We start from the raw sequence: 21096 nt of genomic DNA, 5'->3' as shown, positions 1-21096 counted from the left end.
ATCCCAAGCGTCCGCCCCGCGGCGGAGAACTCCGCTCCTTGTGTCGCCCGGAGCCGGGAAAATCATCCTCCGATACCCGCAGGGGCTCAGCGTCGTGTGAAATCGCCGGAACACCGCGCGGCTCCATCCTCCGATACCCGCAGGGGCTCAGCTCTTTATGTGACCAGAACGCGATTGAATGAGAATAGTCTTATTTCCGAAAGGATCGTAAACCTGCCCGCGGCGTCCCGGTATAACCTTTCGGGACGCCGTTATACGCCGTCTGTCGAACGCCGTTGCCCAAACGCACGCCAAGCAATCGCGGCATGCCCGTTCCCCGCCGGACGAATGCCGGACGCCGTTCACCGGTATTGCCCGATCGGCGCATCCCGCCTGAGCGTTATGACAATGCGGTTCACTTTTCGTGTTCCCGTGCCGGGACGATGTTGAACCACGCCCAGCCGCACGCCGTTACTGCGCTCCATGCCGCGTGGTTCGGACGGACCGGAAAATCTCAATATGCGAAATCAATTATAATAATCAAACAGGTATCCGAAACGCAATTTCCCCACCCGCTTGTCCCGGTAGTTCTCATATGAGAACCGCTTTCCTTCTTCAAGCTGGTGCGATTTGATGCCGTGCTGAATCGAGAGAGAGGCTTCGATGAACGCGGCCAGCTTATCACACACCTCGATGATCTCTCCATCCAACGGAGAATACGCATCGCTGTTGCACGCGTCCATGGTCTCCCCGGATACGCCCTTCTTGACCGCCCCGGCATCGATGATCTTGTTTTTGAATTCGTCTTGAAGAAAATACACTATTTCTTCTCTCATGGAAGAGGGCAGCAAGGGAAGTATTTTTTCTTCAAGTTGGATTTCTTCATATTCCTTTACAATCTCCTCCAGCCCTTCCACCGACCTTTTCACCGGATGGATAATGTCCCGGGTCAGCACTTCGGGAAGATCGTGCAGCAGTCCCGCAAAGAAGTTGTTGTAGACTCTTCTGTCACAGGCGTCGATTTCGACCGAGAGGAAATAGCAGAGCATGGCCACGATCAACACGTGGCCAAGCACCGAGGTCTTGGGCACCCGGGGAGAGTGGGCCCAGCGCTGCTGAAATCTCAGCTGACCGCACAGGTCGATGAAGCCGAAGGATTTCTTCCGCAAGGAGATTTTCTGAACGCCGATCAGATCGTAGTGGTCTTCGATCTGGTTTTCGATTTCCTCCTTGGTTTTCTCAATTCCGTAGATGAAGGGGGCGGCACTGTAGATGATTTGAAACTCCCAGTTGGTGGCCAGGTAGTGGGCGGCCTTGAGCAGCCGCTTTTCAAACGGGCTGTAATCGCGATCGAAGAGATAGGACTTGAGCTTTTCCGCGAAATCCCCCCCGATGTCCCGAACGTCCTGCTCCAGCTTGCGGCACACGTGCGCATTGATTTCCGCGCCTTTCTTGCTCATCATCTTGTGAAACACGGGCGGCTTTATATCCGTCAGGATCACCCTGTGAAGAAATTCGAAGATCCCCCCCTCGATGAGCTTTCGCCAGTCGATTCGAGCCAGCCGTTGCCCTTCTTCCAGCTTTCCCAGGACGTAGGCGATGATCATTTTGTGGGCCTGCTTGTCGAGCTCCGTGAACTCGACCGGGCGCACGTGATCGTTCCATCTTTGAATGCTGGCGGCCTCGAAAAGCTTGTCGATCAATCCTTTCCTGATCATGCACGGTCTCCTCGCACGGGCAAGTCTACCAGAAACGGCGGGAGGACAGTGGCAAAATTTGGGTGAAAGGCTGGGGTCAAACCTACACTTTTCACATTTTCCATGTGCCGGGGCTTCTCACAACCAGTCATGAAATTTTGCCGAGCCGACGGCATTTTCACACAACCGGCGGTCCGCCTGCTTCGCCCCAGCCCGGAAGCGATCCGGCCGCAGGGGCACTTACGCGCCCCGAGCCTCCATTCGTTCAACAACGTCCCGATATTTTTCGTGAATCATCTTTCTGTCGAACTCATAGAACTCGGCGAGCATCCTGTCCTGCTCCTCTTTCGTGAAGTACTCCATGCAGGGGTGGAAGAAGTGCTTGTCCTCCTTTTCGATGTGCAACGGGTAAAACCGGGCCAACGCTTCGAGATGAGCGACAACCTCCCGGGCGGTGCCCTCGCCCCTGAGATACCTTTCCTTGGCCTCGACCAGTTGCTTCACGGTCTCCCGTGAATGGACATGTTCATCGACCAGTTCCTTCATGATCCGGGCGTGCTCCGGCGAAAGCTGCTTTTTCTCCAGGTCGCGGAAAAGGATATCCTCCTCCTTCCCGTGATGAGTCCGGTCCGCGTAGGTCCGGATGAAGTCGACGACCGCATCGATGAAAATGACATCCAATTTATTGGATTCCTTAACTTTTTCTATCTCTTTTTCACACACGCGCAGCATCTGTTCGATCAGGCGGTGCTCCCACATCATCGGGCCGATCGGTTTCATGAAGAATCATCCCCTTTCCCTGTTAAATTCCATTGAGTTGAGTTCTTTCCGCGCAATTGTCCGCACAATATTCAGCATAAGTCGAACGACGGCATCGCGCAACATCGCGACCTGGCATCGCACGCCCGTCCGCAAGCCGGGATCGCGGTCATTGCGACTCACCGCAGCCGGTTGTTCGCGCCCCGGGCGCCGCCGGACGGCTGCACCCGGTCATCGGCCTTTTGCCGCAATCGAAGAACGACACGCAGATGCGTTTCGGAGCCTGCCTTCGAACACGATGCGTGAAGGGACTGTTGCCCGTGTCAAGGAGCGCAACATGCAGATGATTTTCGGGGGCTGCCTGTAAAGCTGCTTCGAAAGTCGCCCGGGCGTCAGGGGGTTTCAGGATGCACCCATCCTGAAAACAATTGCCCATGGCAAGTCGCCCGGGCGTCAGGGGGTTTCAGGATTGTCGGTTGTCATCCAGGGCTTCGGCATAGACCTCCACAACGTGCCGGACCCGAACCCGGTCACCGGCCCGGGACAGCATGTCCGAGAGCTGGAGCATGCACGCGGGGCATCCCGTGGCCACCTCGGAACAGCCGGAAGCCGCAATGTTGTCCCGCTTGCGCCTGCCGATGGCGGCGGAGAGCTCGTAGTGCTGCAGGTTGAAACTGCCCCCGCAGCCGCAGCAGCGGTCCGGTTCGGCCATTTCCCTGAATGCATAGCGCGGATTGGCCCGGATCAGGGACCGGGGTTGAGCGTACACCCCCAGGGATTTCCTGAGATGACACGGGTCGTGGTAGGTGATCAGGCGCCGCTCCCCGGTTTCCTCCGCCCCCTCGGCCAAGGCTGCATGGAGCACATCGACCAGGAATTGGGACACGTCCAGCGTCTTTTCCGACAGCAACCGAACCCGTTCCCGTTCCTCCGCGCTCAAATCGCCGGCCATCAGAGGCCAGATTTTCCGGATCGTTGAGGTACACGTGGCACACGGCGTGATCAGGTGATCGAACTCTCCCGGTGCGAATCTGGACAGGTTGTGCCGCACCAGGGCGCGATAGCTTTCGAGATCCCCGGACGACAGGGCGGGAATCCCGCAGCAGGCCTGTCCATCGGGCATGAACACACCCACTTCGTGATGTCTCAATACCTTCAGAACGGCTTCGCCCACTTCGGGAAACACCTTGTCCACCAGGCAGCCCACGAACACCCCGACCTTGATGCCCGACCCGCCCGCGGGCGCGTTCAGCGCCGGTGTGCGCACATGCAGCGGCACCGCGGCGAGCGCCTTGAAATGCCGCTCTCCCAGCGGCGACTGGAAGCGCGCGCACGACGTCCCGAGCAGGTCGTCCACCGATCGGATGAACAGGGACTGGAACCTGGACCCCATCTCCACGATACGGTCAAACAAGGCGGGGCGCGCCAGCATCTGCCGGAATAAGAGTTTTTTCAGGGGCGAGAGCCCCATGTACCCGCCGAGAATGGCCCGCGCCTTGATAAAGATGTCGAGCACCCTGACCCCGCTCGGACAATTGGCGGCGCACGAACCGCACAGCAGGCAGCGGTTCAATCGATCGCTCACCCCCGCCGGATCCTTGAACATCTCCTGCATCAGTCCGTCCAGGAGTGCCAGTTTTCCGCGCGCGACGTCCGATTCCCTGCCCGTTTCGGCAAACAGGGGGCACACCGACTGGCACATACCGCATCGCATGCACACCACCAGTTGATCTTCGACTTCCCTGAGGAGCAACGCCAGGTGTTTCATCGATCGCATCGTCATTCTCCAATGATCTTGCCGGGATTCAGAATGTTTTTCGGATCCAGTGCTGTCTTGATGCGGCGCGAATACAGGATGGTCGCCCGGCTGGTCTCCTTTTCCAGGAAGCGGGACTTGGCGAGGCCGATGCCGTGTTCGCCCGAGAGCGTCCCGCCGAGCTTGAGAGCCTCATCGAAGATCGCGTCGATGGCGGCTTCCACGCGACTCCATTCCGCCCGGTCGCGGCGGTCGGTGAGGATGGTCGGGTGCAGGTTGCCGTCGCCCGCGTGGCCGAACGTCCCGATGGTCAAGCGGTAGCGCGAGGCGATGGCCTCCAGGCTGTTCATCATTGCCGGGATCTTGCTGCGCGGCACCGTGGCGTCCTCCAGGACCACGGTCGGCTTCAGCTTGGCCAGGGCCGAGAGGGCGGCGCGGCGCGCCTCCCAGACCTTGTCCCGTTCGGCGGCGGTGCGGGCAACACGCAAGGACATGGCCCCCCGGCCGCGGCAGACGGCTTCAACCCTGGAGGCGTCCTCTTCCACCTGGGCCGCGTGCCCGTCCACTTCGATCAACAGCAGAGCCGCGGCGTCCACGGGAAGTCCCGCATGACCGTAGTCCTCCACCGCGCGGATGGTGAAGTTGTCCATGAGCTCGAGGGTGGCGGGGACGATCTTGTCGGCGATAATGCCGGACACGGCCTCGCAGGCCTTGGCGATATCGTCGAAAACGGCCAGCATGGCCTTCCGGGCCGCAGGGATCGGTATGAGTTTCAAAATGATACGGTCGAACACTCCCAGCGTCCCCTCGGACCCCACCATGAGCCCGGCCAGGTTGTAGCCGGCGACGCACTTGACCGTGCGCGCCCCGGTCTTCACGATTTCACCGTTGGCGTCAAAAAAGCTGAGCCCCAGCACGTAATCGCCGGTCACCCCGTATTTCAGCCCCCTCAATCCACCCGCGTTCTCCGCGACGTTCCCGCCCAGGGTCGATACCGCCTGGCTGCCGGGGTCGGGCGGGTAGAACAGCCCCCGGGATTCCACCGCCGCAGCGAACCTGGCCGTAACCACGCCGGGCTCGACCACGGCGTAAAGATCGGCTTCATTGATTTCGAGGATCCGGTTCAGACCGTTGGTCACGATCACGACCCCGCCGCGGGCCGGGATCGTCCCGCCGCTCAGGTTGGTGCCGGCGCCCCGCACGGTGACAGGCAGAGCGTTTTCGCCGCAAAGGCGCACCGAGCGCCCGAGGCCCTCGCTGGAGGTCGGTCTCACCACCAGGGCGGGAAGGACCGGGTCGAGGACGGCGGCATCGTAGGAATAGGTATGCCGGTCCGCTTCGTCGGCGAATACATTGTCCCTGCCCAACAGCTTTTCGAATTCGGCGATCAAGGCACGGCCTATCATGGCGCCTCCCTCCGGTCCGGTTTGCGAGACCGTTTCAGGCAATTCTACTTGCTCCTGGAAATATCTCAATGTCCCAATACGCAAGGCCCCGCATTTCCTGATGGAACGACGCCCGGCACGGAACCGTCGAACCGGCATTGGAGGTGAGCCGCGCCCGCGCGGGAGCTGTATCCTTGTTTTGACTTTACTTCCGGCGCATGTTCTGAAATGGATATTGCCGAAGCAATGAAATCGACCTGCCTGCGCGTTGCCACGAAGGGACAAAAACCATGGACAGAGGGGAACTGATCGCAAAGCTGAAGGAAAGGGCCGCGGCCGTCCAGTCGGTTGCACTGGAGATCGGGTCGTTCGATGCCGCGATGCGGTATGCCGTCGATCTCACCGCAAGGCAGGGCGGAAGGAGCATCGCCGCGCCGGGGCTGCCCGACGACCGGTTGTCGGACCTGGCGACGCTGTGCGCCGGGAGGGACATCGAACTGCTGACCGGCGGCCTGCGACAGCGTCTGAGCGGCCTTCACACCGGGCTGACCGAAGCGGACTGGGGTATCGCCGAAACGGCGACCCTGGTGCTCGATTCGTCCGCCGAGGACATCCGCATCGCCACCATGCTGGTCGAAACGCATGTGGCGATCCTGCCCGCGTCCAGGCTCCGCGCCACGGCTTTCGACCTCGAACCGGAGCTCGGCCGCATGCTGCGGGGCCGCCCTTCCTACCTTGCCTTTATCAGCGGGGCGAGCCGCACCGCGGATATCGAGAGGGTCCTCACCGTTGGGGTCCACGGTCCCCAAGAGCTGCATATCCTTATCCTGGAGGACAACGGTTCATGATCACCACACCCCGGAATATGAAAGAATACAAGGCGCAGGTGCGGCGCGCGCTGAAGAACCGGTTCCTCGCGACCACCCTGGAGAATTTCGCCGCGGCCTACCCCGTTTCCCGCGCCAACGCCTTCGAAGGAATCGACGTGGAGGCACTGGTCGAGGAAATCGCCCGGTCCAAGGACGCGTGCATACCTTACCTCGAGGAGCTCTACGCCCGGTTCAAGACGAACGCCGAAGCGGCGGGCATGAAAGTGCACCGGGCGCGCACGGCGCTCGAGGCCAACGCGCTCATCGCCGGCATCGCGCGGGAGAGCGGCGTGACCCGGATCGTCAAAGGCAAGTCCATGACCGCCGAAGAGACCTTCCTCAACGATCGCCTGGAAAAAGACGGGTTCAAGGTGACGGAGACGGACCTGGGCGAATGGATCATCCAGCTTCGCGGGGAGGGCCCGTCGCACATGGTCATGCCGGCCATTCACCTGTCGCGCCGCGAGGTCGCCGAACTGTTTCGGCGCGTGACGGGACGTCCGATGGACCCGGACGACATCGACGGCATGGTCAAAGTGGCCCGTCGCGAGTTGAGACAGGCTTTCCTCGAGGCGGACATGGGCATCAGCGGGGCCAACTTCGCCATCGCCGATTCGGGCACCATCGGCCTGGTCACCAACGAAGGCAACGGGCGCCTGGTGACGACTCTGCCCCGCGTACACGTGGCTCTGGTCGGGTTTGACAAACTGGTGCCGGACCTCGAATCCGCCCTGCGCATCCTCCGGGCTCTGCCGCGCAACGCCACGGGACAGGTCATTTCGACCTACGTCACGTGGATCACCGGCGCCGTGGAATGCCCTCCGGCGCCGGGAGGCCGGAAGGAAACGCACATCGTCTTTCTCGACAACGGCAGGCTCGCCCTGGCCCGGGATCCCCTGTTCGCCGAAGCGCTCCGGTGTATCCGGTGCGGCGCCTGTGCGAACGTATGCCCCATCTACAAGCTGATCGGAGGCCACAACTACGGGCACGTTTACATTGGGGCCATCGGGCTGATTCTGACCTTTTTCTATCACGGGCGGGAGAACGCCCGCACCATTGTCCGGAACTGCCTGAACTGCCAGGCCTGCAAGGCGGTCTGCGCGGCCGGGATCGACCTGCCCCGGCTGATCAAGGAAGTGTACGGAAAGATACTTCGGATCGAGGGCGGCAAACCGCTGAAGAACAGGCTTCTCGGCCGGGTGCTCAAAGATCGCCCGCTGTTCCATTTTCTCCTGCGTCGAGCCTACCTCGCTCAGCAGCCGCTGACTCGCGGCCGGCCCATGCTGAGACACCTGCCCTTGTTCTTTTCCGGGGAACACGGCTTCCGCAGTCTGCCGGCCATTGTCGCGACGCCTCTCAGGGACCGGTGGGAAAAGATCAACCCGCCCGTGCCGAACCCCCGCCTCCGGGTGGGGCTTTTCGGGGGATGCCTGGTGGATTTCGCCTATCCGGAACAGGCCGAGGCGCTTATCCGTCTGCTCGAAGGCCGTCGAATCCGGCTCGAATACCCCATGGGCCAGACCTGTTGCGGCCTGCCCGCAAAGATGACGGCAGAAGACGAAACCGCGCGCCGGGTGGCCGCGCAAAACCTGCGGGCCATGGACCCGGACCGTTACGACCACATCCTGACGCTGTGCGCCTCGTGCGGCTCGCACCTGCGCGAGAACTACCCGAGGCTTCTGGCGTCGGACGCGCGGATGTCAGCGAAGGCCCGGCAATTTGCGGCCAGGGTGATCGATTTCAGCTCCTTCATGATCCATGTCCTCCATGTCGAACCCGGGTCGTTCCAGGGCGGAGGGCGCAAGGTCGCCTACCATTCCCCGTGCCATTTGTGCCGAGGGCTGGGTGTGACCCGCGAACCCCGGGAACTGCTCGCCGCTGCCGGCTTCGAGTACGTCCGGTGCAAGGACGAGGACGTGTGCTGCGGCTTCGGCGGGTCGTATTCCCTGGATTTCCCGATGATCTCGGCCGAGTTGCTGAAACGCAAGCTCGATATCGTGACGAGCAGCGGCGCGGAGCTGCTGGTCACCGACTGCCCGGGTTGCGTCCTGCAACTTCGCGGCGGGATGGACAAACGGGAAGGGCCGAAGGTCGAGGTGAAACACATCGCCGAAGCCGTGGCCGACGCCCGAAAAAGTTGATATACTGCGCGGTGCGCGAGCTGTTGAACGGTTGTGGTCCTTCAAGGAACCGGTTTTTTCGAGCTATTGTGCCGAAGGGGGAACGGGAGGGGCCCGGATTCGCCGTGCGTGTGCGGGCCGTACCCCCTCGATGAAGGGAGGAGAATGCCGTTCGGGCCTTTTCCGAAGGAGGGTAAGGAGAGGGACCTTGCGGCAGGAGCAGCGGATACGCCGGAGGCATGCCCGGCGGCCGGAGGTTTGATCCCGGGCGGCAGGCAACGCCGAAGGCCGTGACTTTTTCCAAGCTGTCTCAACCAGGAGAATGCCAAGATGCCGAATTCGAGTTCATGCCCTTTCCCCAAGCTCACCCCTGAAGAAGCCGCGGCTCTGATTTCCAACGGAGCCACGGTGGCTTTCAGCGGATTTGCCAACGCCGGCGCGGCCAAGGTCGTGCCCGGGGCGATCGCCGCCCGGGCCCGCCAGTTGCACGAGAGCGGCGCTCCCTTCAAAATCCGCGTCCTGACCGGATCTTCGAGCGGCAACAATATCGATGAAGAGCTGGCGATGGCCGAGGCGATCACCTGGAGAGCTCCGTACCAGAGTTCTCCGACCCTTCGCAAGCAGATCAACCGGCAGGAAGTGGAATACGTGGACATGCACCTGGCGCATGCCCCACAGGTTCTCGCGGCCGGTTTCTTCGGCAGGCTCGACTACGGGATCATCGAGGCCACCGAGGTCACGCGGGACGGCCGCGTTTACCTGTCTTCCTCCATCGGGGCCTCGCCCACCTATCTTCGATACGCGGACCGCATCATCCTGGAAATCAACCGGTATCATTCCATGCGGCTGCCCGAAATCGCCGACATCACCACTCTGCCGCCTCCGCCGCGCAGAAACCCCATCCCCATCCACGATCCTCTCACCAAGATCGGCTACCCATACGCCCTGGTGGACCCCAAGAAAATCGTCGGCGTGGTCGAAACGAACGAACCGGATGCGGTGAGGCCCTATACGGGCCCGGACCGGAAGTCCGAGCGCATTGCCGAACACGTGGTCAAGTTCCTGTTCGGCGAAATGATCACCGGCCATATCCCGAAAGAATTCCTGCCGCTTCAGGCCGGTGTGGGGAACATGGCCAACAGCGTCATGGCGGCCCTGGGGAGGAACCCGTACATCCCTCCGTTCAAGATGTACACCGTGGTCTTCCAGGACGCCCTGGTGGAGCTCATGGAGCAGGGCAAGCTCGAAGCGGCGAGCGCCACCAGCCTCACCCTGACCCCGGCTGTCCTGCGGCGCATCTATGACAACATGGACTATTTCGTGCCGCGGCTGGTGCTCCGCCCCCAGGAGATCTCCAACGACGCCGGCGTGATCCGCCGCCTCGGGGTGATCGCGATGAACGCGGCCATCGAGGTGGACATTTACGGCAACGTCAACACTTCCCACGTGTACGGGACGGACATCATCAACGGAATCGGCGGGAGCGGCGAATACACCCGCAACAGCTATCTTTCCATGGTCATGTGCCCGTCCATATCCAGGAACGGGAGAATCTCCTCCGTGGTCCCGATGTGTCCGCACATCGACAGTAACGAGCATTCGGTGCAGGTCGTCGTCACCGACCAGGGCCTCGCGGATCTGCGGGGCCTGGGACCCATGCAGCGGGCGAAACTCATCATCGACCAGTGTGCCCACCCGGTTTACCGCGACTACCTCCACGCGTACATCAGGGATTCCAAGGTCGGCCACATCCGTCACAACCTCAGGAAGTGCTACGAATTGCACAGGAACCTGATGGAGCACGGAGCCATGCTGCCGGATCTTAAATTGTCGGAAATCACGGACGCCGTCTGATCGTCCGGACAGATATCCTAAGGAGAAACACCATGTCTATCGTGGGTTCCTATCCCAAACCCAGCCCGGAAGAAGCCGTTTCTCATATCTTTCACGGCGCGACGGTGGCGTTCAGCGGGTTCACGAACGCCGGGGCGGCCAAGATCGTGCCGCGCGCGCTGGCGGCTCGGGCCAGGGCCGTGCACGAAAAGGGCGATCCGTTGAAGATCCGCGTGCTGACGGGGGCTTCGAGCGGGGAAAGCATCGACGAACCGCTGGCACAGGCACAGGCCATTTCCTACCGCGCGCCGTACCAGAGCGGTCCGCGGCTGCGCAAGCAGATCAACAGCCAGGAAGTCGAGTACGTGGACATGCATCTGTCTCACCTGCCCCAGACGGTTCTCTCCGGGTTCCAGGGCAGGCTGGATTTTGCGGTGGTCGAGGCCACCGAGATCACGAGCGACGGCCGGGTGTACCTGACGTCCTCCATCGGAGCCTCTCCCACCTACCTGAAATACGCCGACAAGGTGATCATCGAAATCAACCATCACCATTCGCCGCGGCTGCGGGAGATGACCGACATCCTCATCATGGCGCGTCCGCCTCACCGCAGTCCGCTGCCGCTCCACGACCCCCTGACCAAGGTCGGCTACCCGTACGCGGTCGTTGATCCCCGGAAGGTCATCGCCGTCCTGGAAACGGACGAACCCGACCGGGTGCCGAAGTTCACCGCGGGCGATCCCCGCAGCCACAAGATTGCGGAACACGTGGTGCGGTTCCTGTTGGACGAGATGCTCGCGGGCCGGATCCCCAACGAGTTCCTGCCCCTGCAGGCCGGGGTCGGCAACGTGGCGAACAGCGTGATGGCCGCCCTGGGGGAAAACCCCTACATCCCCCCGTTCAAGATGTACACCGAGGTGTTTCAGGACTCCCTGGTCGACCTGATGCAAAACGGCAAAGTCCTGGCCGCCAGCACGACCGCGCTCACCATCACTCCCGAGGTGCTCGGCCGAATTTATGCCAACATGGACTATTTCGTGTCGAAAATCGTTCTGCGTCCGCAGGAAATCTCCAATCATCCCGGCGCAATCCGGAGGCTGGGAGTCATTTCCATGAACACCGCGCTCGAATTCGATATCTACGGCAACGTCAATTCCTCGCACCTGTACGGAACCGACATCATGAACGGCATAGGCGGCAGCGCCGAATTCACGCGCAACAGCTACCTGTCCCTTTTCATGTGCCCGTCCATCGCAAAGGGCGGCAGGATTTCCTCCGTGGTGCCCATGTGCCCTCACATCGACAACAACGAGCACTCGGTGCAGGTGGTCGTCACCGACCGGGGGCTGGCCGACCTGCGGGGACTCGGCCCCATGCAGCGCGCCCGAACCATTATCGAGAAGTGCGCCCACCCGTTGTACAAGGATTACCTGTACCGGTACATCGAGAAGTCCCGGATCGGTCACATTCGGCACAATCTCGAGGACTGCTTCGAGCTGCACAGCAACTTGATGGATCATGGGGCCATGCTGCCGGATCTCGATCTCTCGGGCGTCACGGAGTAGGCGGCGGAGCTCGGATTCAAGGGTCGGACCCTTCCTGGGCGCGGGACCGATGGGGGCCCCCCCCACCCGTACCCGATGCCAAGAAAGAATCGTGCGCGGGGGCCGCGTCCGTCCGCGCCCGTTCCACCTTCGGACGATGCCGCCCGCGCGTTGACCGGGAAGGAGCGCCGTCCTCCTCTTCACCTGGAAAATACCTGTTTTTCTGCTTTGCCGGTGTCGCCGGCACCATGGGCAATGAGCTGTTTATCTGCCTTGCCCGTTCGTCCGCCACATGAACATGACCTTGAAAAGACCGGTTTTCATGCCTGGCGGGCGATGTTTCATCGCCGATTGCATAAGCAATCCATGGGATGCGCGGACGGGGCGTCCCGCCATGCCGACCGTGGGCGATGCGCCCGATGATTGTTGATGATTCTTGCTTGACCGTTACCGGAGGCTTTGTTAATAGGTGGACAATGCAGAGAAAAATGATCGCGACCAGGTTGCGATGGCACCCCGGCCGGCAATGGCCGGAGTTGCCGCAGGGGAAGGTTGTCCACTGCCGGGCAGGCTCAAGATTCAAACGAAGCCGTGGAGGCTGTGCACTTCGCGGCTCTTTTTTTGACTTTTCCGAACGCTTGCGCGGGTTGGACGACGAATGGCCGTGGGGCGGGAATCGCGGCTCGATCAGGTTTTCTTTCGGGGCGGCACGGCTGAAGGGAGTGCCCACCCCGCTTCTCGGATGTTCCCGACGTGCAAGGAGCGTAAATTGACGGAACGCAGCATATTATTGGGAAATGAAGCGATCGCGCTCGGCTTGCTGGAGGCGGAATGCACGATGGCGGCGTCCTATCCCGGAACGCCCGCCTCGGAGATCCTGCGCGCCCTTGCGAGCCTCAAGGAACGGCACAAGCTCGACCTCCACCTCGAATGGTCCATCAACGAAAAGGCCGCCTTCGAAGTGGCGCTCGCCAACAGTTACACCGGCAGGCGTTCCGCGACGATCATGAAGCAGGTGGGCCTGAACGTCGCCGCGGACCCTCTCATGAGCGCAGCTTATACCGGGGTGAAAGGCGGTTTCGTCCTCATCTCCGCCGACGACCCGGGGCCGCACAGCTCCCAGACCGAGCAGGACAGCCGTCTCATCGCCATGGTGGCGAAAATCCCCGTGTTTGACCCGTCTTCCCCGGAGGAGGCCCGCGAGTATGCCCGCCGGGCCTGTGCCCTGTCCGAGAAACATGAAATCCCGGTCATGCTGCGGCCGACCACGAGGGTGTGCCATGCCCGCCAGGACATGGACCTCCGCCCGGTCCCCCACCCGAAGCAGTTTCCTTTGTTCGAGAAGAATCCCGGACGCTGGGCGGCGACGCCGAAATTCAGGCTGGTCCTGCATCGTCAGCTCAACGAGAAGCTGGCCCGGATTTCCCGGGACCCCGACTGCGCCCCGCAGCTCGTGAACGGCGACGCGCTGGGGCCCGGAACCCGAGACGGCGGGCGGGCCTGCATCGTCGGCTCGGGCGTGGTCACGGCGCACGCGCAGGAGATCCTGGGCGAGCTCGGCCTCTGGGATCGGGTGCCGTTCTACCGTCTGCCCATGCCCTACCCTCTTCCCGAGTCTTTCCGGGACGACCTGCTGTCGAGCTACGACAGGATACTGATCCTCGAGGAAACCGACCCGGTCATCGAACTGCAGCTTCAGAACCGCGAGAAGATTTTCGGCCGGACGACGGGCCATGTGCCGACCGCCGGGGAGCTGCTGCCCGAGGTGGTGGAAGGTATTCTTCGGAGTTTCCTGGGTCTTGACCCGTCGCCTCCCGTGGAACCGCCGGCATATCCAGGCCGGCGCCCCACCCTGTGCGCCGGATGCCCTCACCGCGCCGCCTTCTTTGCCATCAAGAAAGCTTTCCCGAAGGGGATCTACCCGGGCGACATCGGCTGCTACACGCTGGGGCTCAACCTGGGCGTGGTCGACACGGTGCTGTGCATGGGAGCCTCCATCAACCAGGCCGCCGGGTTCTACCACGCGTATCGCTCGGCGCGCCGGGACATGCCGCCGATCTGCGCCACCATCGGGGATTCGACCTTTTTTCACGCCGGGGTTCCGGCCTTGATGAACGCCGTCGTACAGGGGGCGCGCTTCGTCCTGGTGGTCCTGGACAACAGCACCACGGCCATGACCGGACACCAGCCCACGCCCGCGCTGGGACGGAACCTCGACGGCATCCCGGTCCCGAGGCTTTCCATCGCGGAGCTTGCCAAAGCGTGCGGGGTAAGGTCCGTCGCCGAAGGCGATCCCTATGATTTCGACCGGTTCCTCGATCTGCTCAAAGCGGCCGGGCGGCATGCCGGCGCCGAGGACGGGGGCGTGGCTGTGGTGATCGCCAAGCGTCCTTGCCTCATGGACCGGAATCAGCCCCGCACGTGGCCGCGCCTGCGGATCGAGGTCAATGAAAAATGCAAGGGCTGCGATTTTTGCGTCAAGCAGTTCGAATGCCCCGCCCTCCGTCCGCGCGGCGAAAAGGAACCCATCGTCATTGATGACAGCCTGTGCTCGGGATGCGGAGTATGCGTGCGGGTATGTCCCCACGGGGCACTCGAGGCGGTCTCCGAGGGACACTGAAACGGGAAGGAAAGAACATGCAACAGATTATCGTGAGCGGCATCGGAGGCCAGGGGGTGTTGTTCGTGACGAAACTCCTCGCGCAAACCGCGGTGGACACCGGCCGGTCGGTATTGCTTTCGGAGACTCACGGGATGGCCCAGCGAGGAGGCAACGTCATCAGCCACCTGAAAGTTGCGCCGCGCGAGCAGTCCGGCACTTCCCCGGTCAGTCCCCTGGTGCGTCCCGGGCACGCGGACGTGCTCCTGGCGTTGCACCCGGACGCCCTCGCCGCCCATGGCTTCTTTCTCAGACCCGGCGGCCGGGCGTTTTGCAACGCGTCGGGCACTACGGCGGAAGGATCGCTCGATGCCTCGGCCATTGCCGGGTCGCTCGGTTCGGCCGTATCGGCCAACCTGGTGTTGCTCGGGTTTGCCGCCGCTTCCGGCGCGCTTTTCTGCGACCCGGCACAGCTCGAAACAACCCTCGCGCGCATCGGGGGCAAACGTACCGAATCGTCCCTGGCGGCATTTCGGGCCGGCCTGAAGGCCGCTTCGGCGCCCTGAAAGGACGGGATTCCCATTGCCCGGGAAACCGGCGCGGAACGGGCAAGGCAATCATGCCGGAAAGGCGTCGTCGTCATTTCCGCGGACGGTCATGGGCCCAAGATTCGGCAGGAAGCAGGAAAGCCGCCGTTGCTCTTCCCGCGCCGGGGGAAATCAGGGAGGTCGGCCTTCCCCACGGTCCCGGCCGGCATGACGGCCCCATTTTTACGCAAAGGCAAACGGGATGCCCTGGCAACTGATCCCTCATTTCTTCGTATCCGGCGTCACCAACGGGAGTATCTACGCCCTCATCGCACTCGGGTACTGCCTGATTCAGAACGCCACGGGCCTGGTCAATTTCGCCCAGGGCGAATTCGTGATGCTCGGGGCGATGATCGTCATCACCCTGCACAATGTCATGGGCCTGCCCATGCCTCTGGCCTTCGTGCTCTCCACGGCCGCCGTCGCCATCATCGGGACGGCGCTCGAGCGCGGGCCGATCCGCCTTTCCAGGAATCGCGACGTTCTCACGCTGATCATGATCACCGTCGGGGCCTCCATCGCCATTCGCGGCGCAAGCATGATGCTCTGGGGAAAAAGCTCGCATGTCTTCCCGTCGTTCGGAGGCGACGATCCGATCATCGTCCTGAACGCGGCCATACTGCCTCAGTCTCTTTGGATCATGGCACTTTCGCTCGCGGCGCTCGTCCTGCTATATCTGTTCTTCCACCGGACCCTGCTGGGCAAAGCCATACGCGGAGTCGCGGACAATTCCCTCGGAGCGGTCCTGATCGGCATCTCCGTGCGCCGCCTCGTGGCGCTGTCCTTTGCGCTCAGCGGAGCGCTCGGGGCCATGGCCGGCGTACTGATCACCCCGATCACGAGCATGAGTTACGACGGCGGGTTGATGCTCGGGCTCAAAGGCTTCGCGGCGGGCATTCTGGGTGGTTACGGCAGCACGCTGGGCGCGGTGGTGGGCGGACTTCTGCTGGGGGTCCTCGAAGCCTTCGGAGCCGGCCTCGTCTCCTCGGCCTACAAGGATGCCATTGCTTTTCTCGTGCTCCTGACGATCCTTTTCGTAAGACCGGCGGGGCTTTTCGGCAGCGTCCGGGTGCACCGCCTGTAGGGAGTCGTGTGCCTTAACCTGAGTTGGAGCGGTCATTGAATCTCATCATCGTGCCGAGACAATGGCGGGCATTGCTTCCACTGGCCGTCGTGCTGTGGGGGCTTCCCCTGGTGATGCGCAACGACTACCTGCTCCTGCTGTGCAACGTCATGGCCCTCAATGCCATGGTGGTGCTGGGTCTCAACCTGCTCATCGCGTCCACCGGCCAGGTTTCCCTGGGCCACGCCGCGTTTTACGGCCTGGGGGCCTACCTGTCGGCCATCGCGAGCACGACCTGGCAGTGGCCTCTTTTCGCGGCCCTCGCCTTCGCCGCGGCAAGCGTCGCGGTCATCGCCTTCCTGCTCGCGCTTCCCACCCTGAAGCTCGAAGGCCATTACCTGGTGATGGCGACGCTCGGTTTCAACATCATCGTTTTCATCTGCTTCAATCAGATGGAAAGCGTGACCGGCGGTCCATCGGGATTTTCCGGTATTCCCAGGCTCGCGCTCGGTTCCTTCGCGCTGAACACCGACCTCAGATTTTACGTCTTCATCTGGACCCTGTTCCTGGTCGCTTTCGCCCTGACCCTGAACCTGCTCGATTCGAGGCTCGGCAGGGCGCTCAAGGCGATTCACCAAAAGGAGCTCACCGCCGAGGTGCTGGGGATCCCCGCCCGCCGTTACAAGATCGTCACCTTCGTGCTTAGCACGGTTTACGCCGCGGTTGCCGGCTTCTCCTACGCCCATTACGTCACGTTCATCAGCCCGAAGACGTTCGACATCTTTTACTCGGTCCAGATTGTCACGATGGTGGCCGTGGGGGGCATGGGAAGCCTGTGGGGAGGACTCGCGGGGACCATCCTGCTGACCGCTCTCCCTGAATTCCTGCACCACTTCGAAGATCTGCACGTGCTGCTCTATGGACTGACCCTCATGGGCGTGCTGGTGTTCTGTCCCCAAGGGTTGCTCCCCGCGCTGAAGTCGCTTCTTTCGGCCCGCTTGAAGACCGGAGGCACGGCGATCCTTCGCCCCGCGGGGATGGATCGACCGCCCGCCTCCGTCCGGGCGGGCCGGGGACGAATCGTCTCCGCGCCGTTCCCGGCAGGACATCCGGCCGGGACCGGAATGCAGGGTGACCTTCCCGCCCTGAAGCTATCCGACATTTCCCTGGATTTCGGCGGCCTGCAGGCACTCAACCAGGTCGGGTTCGACATCCCGGGGGGGCGGGTGGTGGCTCTTATCGGGCCCAACGGCGCGGGTAAGACCACGCTGCTCAACGTCGTTTCGGGGCTGCTGCGGCCTCGAAACGGTCAAATCCTGCTCCGCGACCGCAGCCTTATCGGGAAAAGCCCCTGTCTCGTGGCAAGGGAAGGCATCGGCCGCACGTTTCAGGCGGTGCAGATTTTCCAGGATTTCACCGTGCTCGACAACCTGCTCCTCGGGTACCACCTGCAGGGGCGCGCCGGGTTCCTTGCCGGGTATCTCCACACCCGGGCCGAACGCCGGGAGGAGGCCGTGCTGCGGGACAGGGCACTGGAGCATCTCGACGATTTCGGCCTCGCGGAAAAGGCCCATTCCCCGGCCCAACAGCTCAGCCTGCTGGAACAGAAGCTCCTTGAACTGGCCCGCGCGCTGGCGCTCTCCCCGTCCATTCTCCTGCTCGACGAACCCGTCGGAGGACTCAATCCCCGGGAGAGCGAAGTCCTGGTCGAAACCATCTCCGGCCTGCGCGAACGCGGCATCGGGGTGTTGCTGGTGGAGCACGACATGAACGTGGTGATGCAGCTCTCGGATCGCATCGAAGTGCTGCAGCACGGGAACCGCATCGCGTCGGGTCCTCCCCGTGAAATCCGGCAGGATCCACGCGTCATCGCCGCGTACCTCGGAACGAGAAGAAGGTAGGAGGGAGGGCGCAATCCATTGCTTCGAGTCAAGGGTCTATCGGTTCGCTACGGTTCGGTCCAGGTCCTGAGGCGGGTCAGTTTTCACGTGGCCGAAAACGAGATCGTCGCCCTGATCGGGGCCAACGGCGCGGGCAAGAGCACTCTCCTGCGGGCGCTGTCCGGCATCAACCGGCCCTTTGAAGGGGAGATTTTGTTCAGGGGCGAGCCGCTCCTGAAAGTCAGCCCCGAGCGCATCGTCCGCATGGGGCTGGTTCAGGTGCCCGAAGCCCGGCAGTTGTTTCCGAACATGACGGTGCTCGAGAACCTCGAACTGGGGGGGTACCTTTACGGTCTCAAGCACGTGCGCGCCAAGCTGGCGGAAATCTACGAGCTGTTTCCCGTCCTGATGGAGCGCAGCAGGCAGAAGGCGGGAACCCTCAGCGGCGGGGAGCAGCAGATGCTCTCCATCGGCCGCGCCCTGATGGCCCGGCCGCGACTGCTCGTCCTGGACGAACCGTCGATGGGGCTGGCCCCCCTGATTGTCGAGGAGATCTACCGGACCGTCGAGGCGTTGCATCGTGAGGGCACCACCGTTCTGCTGGTCGAACAGAACGCCATGGGGGCGCTGGCCGTGGCGGAACGCGGGTACGTCCTCGAGACCGGGCGCATCGTCCTCTCGGGCAGGGCCGATGAGCTTATGGAGCACGACGATGTCCAGAGGGCTTACCTCGGCAAAGACTACGAATACAAATGGGAGAGGTAGAACATGGCCGTGTCGCAGAATCCCATCGCCGTGATGTCGCGGGATGAGGTAGGCCAGTTGCAGCTCGAGCGGTTGCAGATGACGCTGAACAGGGCTTACTTCAAAGTCGATTTCTACCGCAAGCGCATGGACGTTCTCCGAATGCTTCCCGAAGACGTCGGGACGTTCGAGGACTTCCGTCAATTTCCCTTCACCACCCGCGAAGATCTGACCGACCATTACCCTTACGGGCTCTTCGCCGTGCCGCTCCGGAGCATCGTGCGGCTCAAGATCACTTCGCCGCCTCTTCGGGACCAGACCAGGCCGATCGTGGTCGGGTTCACCCGACACGACACGGCGATGTGGCAGACGCTCATGGTGCGCCTGTTCGAGCAGCTCGGGGTGACGGACCGGGACATCGTGCAGGTGGCGTTCAACTTCAGCCTGTTCCCGGGAGCCTTTACGTTCAACCACGCGGCCGAGATGCTGGGGGCCACCCTCGCCCCTTCCGCCACTATTTCCGCGACCATGCAACTGCGCATCATGCAGGATTTCCGATCCACGGTGCTCGCCACGACGGCGGCATTCGCCCTGCACATCGTGGACACCATGGAGCGGCAGGGCTGGGATGCCTCAGGCCTTCATCTGCGACTCATCCTGCTGGGACCCGACCCACTCTCCGAAATCACCCGCAGGCGCGTGGAAGCAGTCTTCGGCGTCCCGGTTTACGGTCTCTACGGGGTTGCCGAGATGGGCGAGCCGGGAATGGCGGGCGAATGCCCGTCCAGGCAGGGGCTGCACCTGGCGGAAGACCAGTTCCTGGCGGAAATCGTGAACCCGGCCACCGGAGAGCCGCTTGCGCCCGGCCAGGAAGGGGAGTTGGTTCTCACGACGCTGACCGCCGAGGGCTACCCCCTCATCCGCTTCCGCACGGGCGACATCACCGTGCTGCGCGACACGCCCTGCGCGTGCGGCTCCACCCTCGCCCGCATCATTCCCATCCTGCGCCGCACCGACAACCGCGTCTCCATCCGGGGCATTCCCGTCTACCCGGAACACGTCGAAGAGCTGCTCAAAGGCGTCGATCCAGGCATGGAGGACTTCCGGTTGGTCATTCACACGCAATACGGCATCGGCGAGCAGATGGAAATCCTGATCTGCCGCTCCGCAACCGACGATCTGCCGGGAGGCAATCGCGCCCAGTACCTGGAGCTCCTGAGAAGCCAGGTGAGACGGGCGCTCGGTCTCGGTGTAAGAGTGCAGGTCGTCGAACCGGAACGCCTGCCCCGCGAAGGGCTGACCTACAAGACGGTCTTCCGAAACGTCTCTCCATTTTCGAACGACGTTCCGTGACGCACGAGGAAAGACCCGCGACAGATCGGCTCCCGCATGCACGGGGAATCGCGGGGCCCATGCGCGCGCCGGGCGAGAACACCATGCTTTCAGGCTGCGCCGTCGGTCCCCTGCACTGGAATCATGCGTTCACTCCGGCCTCCGATACCGGTCCCGAAACCCTTCGAGTCCATAACCCGGCCCACGGCCAACGCCGTGATCGCCCCCAGGTACGCACCGAAGATCACGTCGCCGGGGTAGTGGGAACCGATGACGACCCGGCTGGCCATAACCAGGAGCATCCCCAACGCGTAGAGGAATCCGTACCGGGGGAACATGAAATACAGGGCCACGGCCAGGGCCGCGACGGTGGCGGCGTGCCCCGAAGGAAAGGACAAGAAAGCGTACTTGGTCTCGAAAAAGTAGAACCCGTACCAGTCTTTTTCAAACAGCAGCGTCGGTCGGGCACGGCCCAAAACGAATTTTATGAGGTCGGTGATTATGCCGGACAGCGCGACGGAAAGGAACACCAAAAGACCGCGGTTCGACCAGGCTTCGCGCTTCCTCACGAACCGGAAGAACGCGAACACCGCCGCCGATGCCGCCATGTACCAGGTGGAAACCCCGAGGTAGGTGACGGTTCGGAAGACGTCCCTGACCGATTTGTCGAGCCCGCGGCAATAGACGGCCACGGGCCTGTCGAGGGTGAAATAGCTCAACGCGCAGATGGCGAGGAAAACCGGAAAGGAATAAAGAAGGACCTTCTTTCTCACGACGCTCTTTTCCCCGGAGGCCGCAGGCCGGCTTCGGCGGATGCCTGCGATTCGAATGCGTTTTGGCTCCGGCCCGGACGGCGCACCGCTCAGCCGCTGAAATCTTCCTGACGACGGCATGCGGCGCGGGCGGAGGTTGGGCCCGTCTCCCGAAGCGAACAAGAACCACCAACTCC

At 62.5% G+C, this 21096-nt stretch carries 15 protein-coding genes; 10 read left to right on the top strand and 5 right to left on the bottom strand.

Annotated features, from left to right (window positions below; genetic code table 11):
* Positions 1 to 506: 506 nt before the first annotated feature.
* From SFUM_RS02010 to SFUM_RS01995, 4 genes are all read right to left on the bottom strand, one after another.
* Positions 507 to 1697, bottom strand: coding sequence for an HD domain-containing protein (locus SFUM_RS02010; protein WP_011697269.1), 1191 nt, complete (start codon positions 1695 to 1697; stop codon positions 507 to 509).
* 219 nt (positions 1698 to 1916) lie between these two features.
* Positions 1917 to 2456 carry a hemerythrin domain-containing protein gene (locus tag SFUM_RS02005; RefSeq protein ID WP_041439593.1) on the bottom strand — a complete coding sequence of 180 codons (540 nt, stop codon included), beginning with the start codon at positions 2454 to 2456 and terminating at the stop codon, positions 1917 to 1919.
* A gap of 442 nt (positions 2457 to 2898) precedes the next feature.
* Complete coding sequence (locus tag SFUM_RS02000) at positions 2899 to 4212, bottom strand: (Fe-S)-binding protein (protein WP_011697266.1); 1314 nt, start codon at positions 4210 to 4212, stop codon at positions 2899 to 2901.
* 2 nt (positions 4213 to 4214) lie between these two features.
* Complete coding sequence (locus tag SFUM_RS01995) at positions 4215 to 5597, bottom strand: FAD-binding oxidoreductase (RefSeq protein ID WP_011697265.1); 1383 nt, start codon at positions 5595 to 5597, stop codon at positions 4215 to 4217.
* 269 nt (positions 5598 to 5866) lie between these two features.
* Between SFUM_RS01995 and SFUM_RS01990 the strand changes: the two genes are divergently transcribed.
* The 10 genes from SFUM_RS01990 to SFUM_RS01945 all read left to right on the top strand — a co-directional run bounded on the left by SFUM_RS01990 (position 5867) and on the right by SFUM_RS01945 (position 20168).
* The gene (locus tag SFUM_RS01990) at positions 5867 to 6424 is read left to right on the top strand and encodes a LutC/YkgG family protein (RefSeq protein WP_011697264.1); all 558 of its coding nucleotides are present in this window, start codon (positions 5867 to 5869) and stop codon (positions 6422 to 6424) included.
* Positions 6421 to 8586, top strand: coding sequence for an L-lactate dehydrogenase (quinone) large subunit LdhH (gene ldhH, locus SFUM_RS01985; RefSeq protein ID WP_011697263.1), 2166 nt, complete (start codon positions 6421 to 6423; stop codon positions 8584 to 8586). The genes SFUM_RS01990 and ldhH overlap by 4 nt, the downstream gene beginning before the upstream one ends.
* Positions 8587 to 8895: 309 nt before the next feature.
* Positions 8896 to 10419 carry a succinyl-CoA:acetate CoA-transferase ScpC gene (gene scpC, locus SFUM_RS01980; protein WP_011697262.1) on the top strand — a complete coding sequence of 508 codons (1524 nt, stop codon included), beginning with the start codon at positions 8896 to 8898 and terminating at the stop codon, positions 10417 to 10419.
* Positions 10420 to 10451: 32 nt separating this feature from the next.
* A complete protein-coding gene (gene scpC / locus SFUM_RS01975; RefSeq protein WP_011697261.1) occupies positions 10452 to 11963 on the top strand; it encodes a succinyl-CoA:acetate CoA-transferase ScpC in 1512 nt (503 codons plus the stop codon).
* Positions 11964 to 12711: 748 nt separating this feature from the next.
* The gene (locus SFUM_RS01970) at positions 12712 to 14562 is read left to right on the top strand and encodes a thiamine pyrophosphate-dependent enzyme (RefSeq protein WP_011697260.1); all 1851 of its coding nucleotides are present in this window, start codon (positions 12712 to 12714) and stop codon (positions 14560 to 14562) included.
* 17 nt (positions 14563 to 14579) lie between these two features.
* The gene (locus SFUM_RS01965) at positions 14580 to 15107 is read left to right on the top strand and encodes an indolepyruvate oxidoreductase subunit beta (RefSeq protein WP_011697259.1); all 528 of its coding nucleotides are present in this window, start codon (positions 14580 to 14582) and stop codon (positions 15105 to 15107) included.
* Between the two features lie 223 nt (positions 15108 to 15330).
* Positions 15331 to 16212: a branched-chain amino acid ABC transporter permease gene (locus SFUM_RS01960; protein WP_011697258.1), complete on the top strand. Its 882-nt coding sequence runs from the start codon at positions 15331 to 15333 to the stop codon at positions 16210 to 16212.
* Positions 16213 to 16247: 35 nt separating this feature from the next.
* Positions 16248 to 18092 carry a branched-chain amino acid ABC transporter ATP-binding protein/permease gene (locus SFUM_RS01955; protein WP_011697257.1) on the top strand — a complete coding sequence of 615 codons (1845 nt, stop codon included), beginning with the start codon at positions 16248 to 16250 and terminating at the stop codon, positions 18090 to 18092.
* An 18-nt stretch (positions 18093 to 18110) separates the two neighbouring features.
* Entirely contained in the window at positions 18111 to 18836 is a 726-nt protein-coding gene (locus SFUM_RS01950; RefSeq protein ID WP_011697256.1) for an ABC transporter ATP-binding protein, read from the top strand.
* Between the two features lie 3 nt (positions 18837 to 18839).
* Entirely contained in the window at positions 18840 to 20168 is a 1329-nt protein-coding gene (locus SFUM_RS01945) for a phenylacetate--CoA ligase family protein (protein WP_011697255.1), read from the top strand.
* Between the two features lie 89 nt (positions 20169 to 20257).
* Here SFUM_RS01945 and SFUM_RS01940 read toward each other — a convergent pair whose 3' ends face one another.
* Positions 20258 to 20920, bottom strand: a complete 663-nt coding sequence (locus tag SFUM_RS01940) for a phosphatase PAP2 family protein (RefSeq protein ID WP_011697254.1) — start codon at positions 20918 to 20920, stop codon at positions 20258 to 20260.
* Positions 20921 to 21096: the final 176 nt, after the last annotated feature.

Source organism: Syntrophobacter fumaroxidans MPOB (assembly GCF_000014965.1).
Taxonomy (GTDB): Bacteria; Desulfobacterota; Syntrophobacteria; order Syntrophobacterales; family Syntrophobacteraceae; genus Syntrophobacter; species Syntrophobacter fumaroxidans.
The sequence above is the reverse complement of the archived record's forward strand: the minus strand, read 5'-3'. Positions and strand labels throughout refer to the sequence as shown.

Excerpts from the sequence above, each read along its gene's own strand:
- ldhH (WP_011697263.1), top strand. The coding sequence starts at position 6,421 with ATGATCACCACACCCCGGAATATGAAAGAATACAAGGCGCAGGTGCGG.
- scpC (WP_011697262.1), top strand. The coding sequence starts at position 8,896 with ATGCCGAATTCGAGTTCATGCCCTTTCCCCAAGCTCACCCCTGAAGAA.
- SFUM_RS01960 (WP_011697258.1), top strand. The coding sequence starts at position 15,331 with ATGCCCTGGCAACTGATCCCTCATTTCTTCGTATCCGGCGTCACCAAC.
- scpC (WP_011697261.1), top strand. The coding sequence starts at position 10,452 with ATGTCTATCGTGGGTTCCTATCCCAAACCCAGCCCGGAAGAAGCCGTT.
- SFUM_RS02010 (WP_011697269.1), bottom strand. The coding sequence starts at position 1,697 with ATGATCAGGAAAGGATTGATCGACAAGCTTTTCGAGGCCGCCAGCATT.
- SFUM_RS01965 (WP_011697259.1), top strand. The coding sequence starts at position 14,580 with ATGCAACAGATTATCGTGAGCGGCATCGGAGGCCAGGGGGTGTTGTTC.
- SFUM_RS01990 (WP_011697264.1), top strand. The coding sequence starts at position 5,867 with ATGGACAGAGGGGAACTGATCGCAAAGCTGAAGGAAAGGGCCGCGGCC.
- SFUM_RS01995 (WP_011697265.1), bottom strand. The coding sequence starts at position 5,597 with ATGATAGGCCGTGCCTTGATCGCCGAATTCGAAAAGCTGTTGGGCAGG.
- SFUM_RS02000 (WP_011697266.1), bottom strand. The coding sequence starts at position 4,212 with ATGCGATCGATGAAACACCTGGCGTTGCTCCTCAGGGAAGTCGAAGAT.
- SFUM_RS02005 (WP_041439593.1), bottom strand. The coding sequence starts at position 2,456 with ATGAAACCGATCGGCCCGATGATGTGGGAGCACCGCCTGATCGAACAG.
- SFUM_RS01945 (WP_011697255.1), top strand. The coding sequence starts at position 18,840 with ATGGCCGTGTCGCAGAATCCCATCGCCGTGATGTCGCGGGATGAGGTA.